Source organism: Anaerostipes faecis, from assembly GCF_910574135.1.
Taxonomy (GTDB): domain Bacteria; phylum Bacillota; class Clostridia; order Lachnospirales; family Lachnospiraceae; genus Anaerostipes; species Anaerostipes hominis.
On sequence record NZ_CAJSYK010000012.1, the window covers coordinates 41,424 to 52,113 of the forward strand.

Below are 10,690 nucleotides of genomic sequence, written 5' to 3' on the forward strand. Positions count from 1 at the left end.
GAGAAGACTATGAATTTTAATGTAGCAGTTATCAAAGGAGATGGGATCGGCCCTGAGATCGTAGAACAGGCTGTGAGAGTTCTGGATGCAGCGGCAGAGAAGTCGGGACATAAGTTTACATATAAACAGATTTTAATGGGAGGGGCATCCATTGACGTCTATGGAAAGCCTCTTACAGAGGAAACACTGGAGACTGCGGGAAACAGCGATGCAGTCTTGATGGGGTCTATCGGAGGCAATACTACCACATCGCCGTGGTACCGGCTGCCTGCTGAGCTTCGTCCGGAGGCAGGGCTTCTTGCCCTGAGAAAAGGATTAGGTCTGTTTGCAAACATCCGTCCGGCTTATTTATATGAAGAGTTAAAGAAAGCCTGTCCGTTAAGAGACGAGATCATCGGCGACGGTTTTGACATGGTGATCATGAGAGAACTGACAGGGGGACTTTATTTTGGCGAGAGAAGCACCGACGTGGTAGACGGCATCCGGGTAGCGAAGGATTCTCTGACATACAATGAAAATGAGATCAGAAGGATTGCAGTCAAAGCCTTCGATATCGCCCGCAAGAGAAAGAAACATGTTATCAGTGTTGACAAGGCCAATGTATTGGACTCTTCAAGACTCTGGAGACAGGTAGTGGAAGAGGTCGCAGAGGACTATGACGATGTAACTTACGAGCACATGTTGGTTGACAACTGTGCCATGCAGCTGGTCAATGACCCGAAACAGTTTGATGTGATCCTCACAGAGAACATGTTCGGCGATATTTTATCAGACGAGGCCAGTATGATTACCGGATCCATCGGGATGCTTTCATCGGCCAGCCTTGGGGAGGGTAAATTCGGATTATATGAGCCGAGCCATGGTTCTGCCCCTGATATCGCAGGAAAAGATATTGCCAACCCGATCGCTACGGTCCTGTCGGCAGCCATGATGCTCAGATATTCGTTCGATCTGGATGCAGAAGCTGACATGATCGAAAAGGCAGTGAAGAAAGTGTTGGAAGACGGATACCGAACCGTGGATATCATGTCCGACGGAATGATCCAAGTGGGAACCAAAGCGATGGGAGATCTGATCATCGAAAGAATATAAGACAACATGATATAAAGTGCCAAAGGCATATAAAAAGCCTCCGGAATCCCGGAGGCATAGATAATATTTAGGAGGAAGTGCGATATGAGTAATACTTATACAAATGGAGAGAATTTTGCTCCTCAGAGATCGTTGTTTAACGCATTGGGCTATACCAAAGAAGAGATGGAAAAGCCGTTAGTCGGTATCGTCAGCTCATACAATGAGATCGTGCCGGGACACATGAACCTGGATAAGATCGTAGAAGCAGTAAAGATGGGAGTAGCTATGGCAGGCGGAACCCCGGTCGTCTTTCCGGCGATCGCAGTCTGTGACGGAATTGCCATGGGGCATATCGGAATGAAATATTCTCTTGTGACAAGAGATTTGATCGCGGATTCCACAGAGGCAATGGCACTGGCCCATCAGTTTGACGCCTTAGTCATGGTCCCGAACTGCGACAAAAATGTTCCGGGACTCTTGATGGCAGCGGCACGCGTCAATGTACCCACAGTGTTCGTCAGTGGCGGACCAATGCTCGCAGGACGTGTAAAGGGACAGAAAACCAGTCTGTCCAGCATGTTTGAGGCGGTGGGCTCATATGCTGCCGGTTCTATCTCGAAGGAAGAACTGGACGAATTTGAAAACAAGGCATGTCCGACCTGCGGTTCCTGTTCCGGGATGTACACGGCAAACTCTATGAACTGCCTTACTGAAGTGTTGGGTATGGGACTGAAAGGAAACGGAACCATCCCGGCAGTATATTCAGAGAGGATCAAGCTCGCGAAGCATGCAGGAATGAAAGTCATGGAGCTGCTTGAAAAGAATATCCGTCCGAGAGACATTATGACGGAAAAGGCATTTTTGAATGCGCTGACTGTTGATATGGCACTGGGGTGCAGCACAAACAGCATGCTCCATTTGCCGGCCATCGCCCATGAAGCAGGTGTGGAACTGAATCTGGAACTGGCAAACGAAATCAGTGCGAAGACGCCGAATCTCTGCCATTTAGCTCCGGCAGGCCATACTTATATAGAAGATTTAAATGAGGCTGGCGGCGTTTATGCAGTTATGAATGAATTAAATAAGAAGGAACTGTTACATACAGACCTGATCACCGCAACGGGAAAAACAGTGGCAGAAAACATTGAGGGATGCATCAACCGTGATCCCGAAGTGATCCGACCGGTGGAGAACCCTTACAGCGAAACAGGCGGAATTGCAGTGCTCAAAGGAAATCTTGCACCGGATTCCGGTGTGGTAAAACGTTCTGCCGTGGCTCCGGAAATGTTAAAGATGGAAGGGCCGGCCAGAGTGTTTGACTGTGAGGAAGATGCCATTGACGCGATCAAAGGAGGTGCGATCAAAGAGGGGGATGTGGTTGTCATCCGCTATGAGGGACCGAAGGGCGGACCGGGAATGCGGGAGATGCTCAATCCGACTTCAGCGATCATGGGCATGGGACTCGGCTCCAGCGTGGCTCTGATCACAGACGGACGTTTTTCAGGGGCTTCCAGAGGCGCATGCATCGGACACGTTTCTCCGGAGGCAGCGGTCGGCGGACCGATCGCCCTTGTGGAAGAAGGGGATACGATCTCCATCGACATCAATGCAAATTCACTGAATGTAAAAGTATCTGATGAAGAGATGCAGAGACGAAGAGAAAACTGGGTACCGAGAGAACCGAAGATCACAACCGGATATCTGGCAAGATATGCGTCTCTTGTTACTTCAGGAAACCGCGGTGCCATCTTAGAAATCAACCAGGACAAATAGAGAGGTATTCTTATGAAGCAATTGACGGGATCACAGATTGTTTTAGAGTGCTTGAAAGAGCAGGGGGTCAATACGGTTTTCGGCTATCCTGGCGGTGCCATCTTAAACATCTATGATGAATTATACAAGCAGCAGGACTGCTTTACCCATATTCTTACCGGACATGAGCAGGGCGCTTCCCATGCGGCAGACGGTTATGCCAGATCCACCGGAAAGGTAGGCGTGTGTTTTGCAACTTCCGGTCCGGGGGCGACAAATATTGTCACAGGGATTGCAACCGCATATATGGATTCTATCCCTGTGGTGGCGATTACATGTAATGTAGGAGTCAGTCTTCTCGGAAAGGACAGCTTTCAGGAAGTGGACATCACGGGGATCACTCTTCCCATCACAAAGCATAACTTTATTGTAAAGAATGTGGAAGACCTTGCAGACACGATCCGAAGGGCGTTCAGGATTGCCCAGACCGGGAGAAAAGGACCGGTCCTTATCGACATTCCGAAAGATGTGACGGCAGCAGTCACTAATTATAAAGCACAGAAGCCAAAAGAAATCAAGAGAAAGATTGATAATATCAAAGAAATGGATATCCGGCAGGCCATTAAACTGATCGAATCGTCCAAAAAACCGTTCATCCTCGTGGGCGGCGGAGCCGTGCTCTCGGACGCATCGGAAGAACTCAGGGAGTTCGTGGAAAAAGTTCACGCTCCGGTTGCCGATACGCTGATGGGCAAAGGCGCTTTTGACGGGACAGATGCCCTGTATACCGGTATGCTCGGTATGCATGGGACCAAAACTTCCAATCTGGGAGTCTCGGCCTGTGATCTGCTGATTGCCATCGGAACCAGATTCAGCGACAGAGTATTGGGCAATCCGGATTCTTTCGCAAAGAATGCAAAGATCCTGCAGATCGATATCGATCCTGCGGAGATCAATAAAAATATCATGGCACATACCCATATTATTGGTGATATCAAGGCTGTACTCACCATGGTAAACCGCAGGCTCGGCCAGCAGAATCATAACACCTGGGTGAAGAATGTCATGGTGGATAAAGTGAATTATCCGCTGATCTATGACAAATCGAAGCTTTCCGGCCCTCAGATTGTGGAGGTAATCTACGAGAGGACAAAAGGAGATGCCGTGATCGTTACCGAAGTGGGCCAGCACCAGATGTGGGCTGCACAGTTCTATAAATATAAAAAGCCGAGGACGTTCCTGACATCGGGAGGCCTGGGGACTATGGGATACGGTCTGGGAGCCAGCATCGGAGCGAAAGTGGGCAGCCCTGAAAAGACTGTTATTAATATCGCAGGAGACGGATGTTTCCGTATGAATTTAAATGAACTTGCAACGGCGACCAGATATAATATTCCGATCATTGAGGTCATTATCAACAACAGTGTGCTCGGAATGGTACGTCAGTGGCAGAACCTGTTTTATTCAGAGCATTATTCTTACACGACCTTCGAGGATCCAGTGGATTTTGTGAAGGTTGCGGAAGGCATGGGTGCGCTGGCGAAACGGGTGACGACTCTTGAAGAGTTTGAGTTTGCATTCGAGGAAGCACTCGAAGCAGGAAGACCGGTTGTTCTGGACTGTCATGTGGATCTGGACGATAAAGTCTGGCCGATGGTGAATCCAGGAGCCGCAATTCAGGAGGCATATACAAAAGAAGACTTGGAAAAAACAACAAAGTAAATTTGGAGGATTATGAAAATGACAAGAGTGTATAACTTTTCAGCAGGTCCGGCAGTGCTGCCGGAAGAAGTGTTAAAGGAAGCGGCAGAGGAGATGCTGGACTATAAAGGCTGCGGCATGTCTGTAATGGAGATGAGCCACAGATCCAAAATGTTCTCTGACATTATCGAGACGGCGGAAGCTGACTTAAGAGAATTAATGAACATTCCTGACAACTATAAAGTATTATTTTTACAGGGCGGAGCTTCTTCACAGTTTTCTGCGATCCCGATGAACCTGATGAGAAACAAAGAGGCAGACTTTATCATCACAGGCCAGTGGGCAAAGAAAGCGTATCAGGAAGCAAGCCGTTATGGAAAAGCGAACATTATCGCTTCATCCGAAGACAAGACTTTTACATATATTCCGGATTGTTCTGATCTGAACATTTCTGAAAATGCAGACTACGTGTATGTATGCTATAATAATACGATTTATGGAACCAAGTATCAGCAGGTGCCGGATACAAAAGGAAAGATTCTGGTTGCAGATATGTCTTCCTGCATCTTGTCTGAGCCGGTAAATGTGGAAGACTTTGGAGTAATCTACTTTGGAGTACAGAAAAATGTAGGACCTGCGGGAGTTGTAGTTGCAGTCATCCGAGAAGATCTGATCACGGACGATGTGCTTCCGGGAACACCGACCATGTTAAAGTGGAAGACTCATGCAGATGCAAAATCCTTATATAATACGCCTCCGTGCTACGGAATTTATATCTGCGGAAAAGTATTTCAGTGGCTGAAAAAACAGGGCGGACTTGAAGCAATGAAAAAGCACAATGAAGAGAAAGCAAAGATCCTCTATGATTTCTTAGACCAGAGTGAAATGTTTAAAGGAACTGTTGTAAAAGAAGACCGTTCTCTCATGAACGTTCCGTTTGTCACAGGTAATGATGAAATGGATGCCAAGTTTGTCAAAGAAGCAAAGGAAGCCGGATTTGAAAACTTAAAGGGACACCGCACAGTCGGCGGAATGAGGGCAAGTATTTACAATGCAATGCCGACAGAAGGCGTAGAGAAGTTAGTTGAGTTCATGAAAAAATTTGAAGAAGAAAACAAATAAGGGGTGTTGAGAATGTATACAGTAAAATGCTTAAACCCGATTTCAAACCGGGGATTGGATTTATTTACAAGCGAGTTCGAGGTAATTGATGATCTTAATGCTGCAGACGCAGTTTTAGTCCGCAGTGCATCTATGCATGATCTGGAAGTGCCGGATTCCATGCTTGCAGTGGCACGTGCAGGAGCAGGAGTCAACAATATTCCATTGAATGAATATGCAGAAAAAGGAATCACCGTTTTTAATACGCCGGGTGCCAATGCAAATGGTGTGAAAGAATTAGTAGTTGCAGGTCTTCTTTTAGCTTCCAGAGACATCATCGGTGGTGTGAACTGGGTAAAAGAGAATGCAAAAGAGGCAGATCTTGCAAAGATGATCGAGAAGAAGAAAAAAGCATTTGCTGGAAATGAGCTAAAAGGAAAGAGCATCGGTGTAATCGGGCTCGGAGCCATCGGTGTTCTGGTTGCGAATATCTGCAATCGTCTCGGCATGAATGTCTACGGATATGATCCGTATGTATCTGTTCGTTCTGCATGGAGCCTGTCAAGAATGGTAAACCACAGCAGTTCCTTAGACGAAATCTATGAGAAATGCGATTTTCTGACCATCCACGTTCCGTACATGGAGAGCACAAAGGGTATGATCGGAAAAGAAGCTGTCCAGAAGATGAAAGACGGAGCGACCATCCTAAACTTTGCAAGAGGTGAGCTGGTGGACGATCAGGCGGTACTGGACGGACTCGCATCCAAAAAGATTAAACATTATGTGACAGACTTCCCGAGACCGGCGGTGGCAGCGGCAGACGGCGTGATTACGATCCCTCATCTTGGGGCTTCCACTGAGGAATCTGAAGAAAACTGTGCGGAGATGGCAGTCGACCAGCTGATGAACTACCTGGAAAAAGGAAACATTGTAAACTCTGTCAACTATCCAAACTGTGATTTGGGAGATATCGAGGCAGAATGCAGGATTACGGTTCACCACAAGAACCTTCCGAACATGATCGGACAGCTTACATCAGCTCTGGCAGAAGAAGGATATAATATTGAAAACATGCTCAACAAGTCCAAAAAAGATTATGCTTATTCTATCTTTGATGTGGAGAAGCGCCCTTCAGAGAAAGTACTTTCAAAAATGAAGCAGATCGATGGTGTCATTCGTTTAAGAGTATTATAGAGGTGAAAAATATGAGAGAAAAATTGAGAGTCGGAATTCTTGGCGCTACCGGAATGGTAGGTCAGAGATTTATTTCCCTTCTGGAAAATCATCCCTGGTTTGAGGTGACTACGTTGGCGGCCAGCCCGAGATCCGCCGGAAAAACTTATGAAGAGGCAGTGGGTGCGCGCTGGAAAATGGACACCCCGATGCCGGAGACAGTGAAGAAGCTTGTTGTAAAAAATGTAAACGAAGTGGAAGAAGTAGCATCTGAAGTAGACTTTGTTTTCAGTGCGGTGGATATGTCAAAAGAAGAGATCAAGAAGATCGAAGAAGACTATGCAAAGACGGAGACCCCGGTAGTATCCAATAACAGTGCACACCGCTGGACGCCGGACGTACCGATGGTCGTGCCGGAAATCAACCCGGAACATTTTGATGTCATTGAAAGCCAGAAGAAACGTCTCGGCACAAGGAGAGGTTTCGTTGCCGTAAAGCCTAACTGTTCTATCCAGAGCTATGCACCGGTCCTCACCGCATGGAAGGAATTTGAACCGTATGAAGTAGTAGCGACTACATATCAGGCGATTTCCGGAGCAGGAAAGAATTTTACAGACTGGCCTGAGATGGTAGGAAATATCATCCCGTTTATCGGCGGAGAAGAAGAGAAGAGCGAGCAGGAGCCGCTTCGTCTCTGGGGACACATTGAAAACGGAGAAATCGTGAAGGCAGAGTCTCCGGTCATCACGACTCAGTGTATCCGTGTTCCGGTATTAAACGGACATACCGCGGCAGTATTTGTGAAGTTTAAGAAGAATCCTACAAAAGACCAGCTGATCGAAAAGCTTATAAACTTTAAGGGAATTCCTCAGGAATTAAGTCTTCCAAGTGCGCCGAAACAGATGATCCAGTACTTAGAAGACGACAACCGTCCTCAGGTAAGCATGGATGTGGACTATGAAAATGGAATGGGCGTATCAATCGGACGTCTCAGAGAAGATACTGTCTATGATTATAAATTTGTAGGATTATCCCACAATACGGTCCGCGGAGCGGCCGGCGGAGCTGTTCTCTGTGCAGAGACTTTAAAAGCCAAGGGATTTATCGCAAAAAAATAATTTATATGTTTCAGAACCAGCCATTCATTTTTATGGCTGGTTTTTTCTTCCACAAATTACCTCGATTGAGATGTTACAAATGTTACAAAAACAATTGTATTTGTTCACAATTTATATTATAATAAGGTTGTTTAAATGTAAAAACATTTTACGGGGACAAAGGGAGAGACAGATGAGCAAGAAAAGGATAAGATGGGGGATTTTAGGACTGGTACTGGGTCTGGCAGTTGCTTTTCCGGCAGGAGGGAAATTAAAGGCTGCTATGACAGTTGTAGAAGTAAAAAAGACAGGACAGGTCGTCGATGAGTTTCAGGGCGTAAATGCTGTGTACCGCCCGGGCAAATGGGACGGTGATGACAAGACCTACTCATGCGCGGCACTGATAAAGAAGTATTACCAAATCAGATGTGGATTTACACCGTACAATCTTTTACCAGGAAGAACACCTGTTGAGGACGAAAAGGGTGGAAATTTTAAAAAGGTTTCTACGCCAAAAGTAGGGGATATTGCGGCAAAAGACACACACTGGGCCATAGTACAGAATGTTTCAGGAAACAGTGTCACCTTATTGGAACAGAATTGGAAATGGACAGAAGGAAAGAAAACTTATGCCAAAGCAGACAGGGTTGTTTCAAAGAGTGAGATGAAGTATTTCCGCTATTATGATAAAAACGGAAAAGAAGTGTTAAATGGCAGCAGCAGTTCATCATCCTCTGTTTCAAAACCAAGAACCTTGTCCATCAATAGGACAAGTCTTAATGTCAAGACCAGAGCGACCGCAACGCTCACAGCTACAATCGGCAATAAGAGAAGTGGTGATACCGTCACATTCTCATCATCAAATAAAAAGATTGCCACGGTTTCATCCAGAGGGGTGATCACCGGAGTTAAAACGGGAACCTGTTATGTCACAGCTACGGTCAAGGGAACAAACCTTTCTAAAAAGTGTAAAGTATCAGTGTCATTGGGTTCCAGAAGTATCAAGCTGAATGCCAGCAGACTGACGTTGATCAAGGTAAAGAGTTACCCTCTAAAGGGTGTTATTTATAATAAGAGATCCAACGACAAGCTGAAGTACAAAACAAGCAATAAAAAGATTGCAACCGTTTCTTCCAAAGGCGTTGTGAAGAAAAAGAAGAAAAAGGGTACAGCAACGATCACCGCATGGATTCCGGGCACATCCACGAAGAAGACATGCAAAGTTACCGTAAAATAGAGTACATAGAGAAACACGCACTGCGTGTTTCTTCTGTTTTAAAGCGGAAGATATAAAAAATACTTATAAATAACAGGAGAAGAACATAAGATGATAGCATCAAGCGTGAATTGGAATGTCGTATTGAATCATTATACAGATCAGATTTTAGATTTTGCACTGAATATATTAGTGGCACTGATTATTATCGGTGTCGGGTTTAAGCTGAGCAAATGGCTGGTTTCCCTGTTCCGGAAAGGAATGGAGAAGCGGAAAGTAGATCTTGGAGTTGTAACCTTCAGCTGTTCCTTCCTGAAAATTGCCCTGAGGTGCATTGTCATTTTCATGGCAGTAGAGCGTTTGGGAGTGAAGGGGACGTCCATTGTGGCTCTGTTTGGATCAGCCGGTGTTGCCGTAGGTCTGGCCCTGCAGGGGAGTCTCTCCAATATTGCGGGCGGAGTGCTTCTTCTGATTCTGAAACCATTTCAGGTGGGAGATTATATTGTGGTGGACGGTACGGGCTGTGAAGGTGAAGTGGCATCCATGGACATTTTCTACACAAAGCTCAAGACCGTGGACAATCGGGTCATCGTGATCCCAAACGGAACACTGAGCAACAGCAATTTGATTAATAACACAAAGCAGGACAGCAGGCTGATCGATTTAAAGATTGGAATCGCCTATGACAGTGATATTCAGAAAGTAAAAGAGACGATGCTTCATGTGGCAAAAAAAGAGCACATGACACAGGATGAGAACATTCAGGTGTTTGTCAGCGATCTGGCCGACAGTTCCGTCATCATGGGACTGAGAGCATGGGTGTCCACGGAGGTCTACGTGTCCACCAAGTGGTCTTTGCTGGAACATATCAAAGATGCCTTTGACCGGGAAGGCATTGAAATTCCTTACAACAAACTGGATGTCAATGTAGTGGAGATGAAAGGAACGGATCAGGAACAGAGTACAGTGTAAAGCCAGTATGATACAAAATAAGAGAGGGAGAATATCTGCGGATTACAGATATTCTTCCTCATTTTTGATTTTATGAAACAAAAGATTGTTTACCTTTTCGGTGATCCAGATTTCATCTTTTGTAATTTCTATATCATAGCCGGCAGTGACCTGCGGATCAAACCTGTGTACTATTTGATCGAATTCAGGGGCATCCTTCTTTTTCTTAGGAAACCGTATATGACTTTCAAAGCCGTCTGTATAATGAAAACCTGTCAATTCGCCGAGTTTAAGCCACTCCTCTTTTGTATAGAACTTGATATGTCCGTCTTTTTTCATCTGCATATTTCCGTTTGGTTTCAATACCCTGTGGATTTCATGAAAAGCATCGGTAATCTCCGGTAACTTCTGCCGCAGGATATTTCCGGGCAATGGGAAAAGCCAGATAGTTTGTCCCTGTGCCGAGATCAAGAATTTTCATTCTAGGGCTTACATTCAGACAATTTAGTATCAATTCCAGATGCTTTTGGTCCTGGGTCTGTTTATTGTAAAAGGTTCCTGTCTTAAAACTTTCTTCAAATCCTTTTTTTGTACTTTCGATGCTCTCATATGAATCACGTTTCAT

General features: G+C 45.6%; 10 protein-coding genes. 8 read left to right on the forward strand and 2 right to left on the reverse strand.

Annotated features, from left to right (window positions below):
- Positions 1-9: 9 nt before the first annotated feature.
- From leuB to QGT46_RS09635, 8 genes are all read left to right on the forward strand, one after another.
- Complete coding sequence (leuB, locus tag QGT46_RS09600; protein WP_024727209.1) at positions 10-1,092, forward strand: 3-isopropylmalate dehydrogenase; 1,083 nt, start codon at positions 10-12, stop codon at positions 1,090-1,092.
- Between the two features lie 84 nt (positions 1,093-1,176).
- The gene (gene ilvD / locus QGT46_RS09605; protein ID WP_024727210.1) at positions 1,177-2,847 is read left to right on the forward strand and encodes a dihydroxy-acid dehydratase; all 1,671 of its coding nucleotides are present in this window, start codon (positions 1,177-1,179) and stop codon (positions 2,845-2,847) included.
- 12 nt (positions 2,848-2,859) lie between these two features.
- Positions 2,860-4,548 (forward strand): biosynthetic-type acetolactate synthase large subunit, encoded by a 1,689-nt coding sequence (ilvB, locus tag QGT46_RS09610; RefSeq protein ID WP_024727211.1) that lies wholly within the window; start codon positions 2,860-2,862, stop codon positions 4,546-4,548.
- 18 nt (positions 4,549-4,566) lie between these two features.
- A complete protein-coding gene (gene serC, locus QGT46_RS09615; RefSeq protein WP_024727212.1) occupies positions 4,567-5,649 on the forward strand; it encodes a 3-phosphoserine/phosphohydroxythreonine transaminase in 1,083 nt (360 codons plus the stop codon).
- Positions 5,650-5,661: 12 nt separating this feature from the next.
- Entirely contained in the window at positions 5,662-6,822 is a 1,161-nt protein-coding gene (locus QGT46_RS09620; RefSeq protein WP_024727213.1) for a phosphoglycerate dehydrogenase, read from the forward strand.
- An 11-nt stretch (positions 6,823-6,833) separates the two neighbouring features.
- The gene (asd, locus tag QGT46_RS09625) at positions 6,834-7,919 is read left to right on the forward strand and encodes an aspartate-semialdehyde dehydrogenase (protein WP_024727214.1); all 1,086 of its coding nucleotides are present in this window, start codon (positions 6,834-6,836) and stop codon (positions 7,917-7,919) included.
- 172 nt (positions 7,920-8,091) lie between these two features.
- Complete coding sequence (locus QGT46_RS09630; RefSeq protein ID WP_024727215.1) at positions 8,092-9,135, forward strand: Ig-like domain-containing protein; 1,044 nt, start codon at positions 8,092-8,094, stop codon at positions 9,133-9,135.
- Positions 9,136-9,225: 90 nt separating this feature from the next.
- Positions 9,226-10,086: a mechanosensitive ion channel family protein gene (locus QGT46_RS09635; RefSeq protein WP_024727216.1), complete on the forward strand. Its 861-nt coding sequence runs from the start codon at positions 9,226-9,228 to the stop codon at positions 10,084-10,086.
- A gap of 42 nt (positions 10,087-10,128) precedes the next feature.
- Here QGT46_RS09635 and QGT46_RS09640 read toward each other — a convergent pair whose 3' ends face one another.
- Both QGT46_RS09640 and QGT46_RS09645 read right to left on the reverse strand, forming a co-directional pair.
- A complete protein-coding gene (locus QGT46_RS09640) occupies positions 10,129-10,404 on the reverse strand; it encodes a hypothetical protein (RefSeq protein WP_270430768.1) in 276 nt (91 codons plus the stop codon).
- A 37-nt stretch (positions 10,405-10,441) separates the two neighbouring features.
- A complete protein-coding gene (locus QGT46_RS09645; protein ID WP_270430767.1) occupies positions 10,442-10,690 on the reverse strand; it encodes a class I SAM-dependent methyltransferase in 249 nt (82 codons plus the stop codon).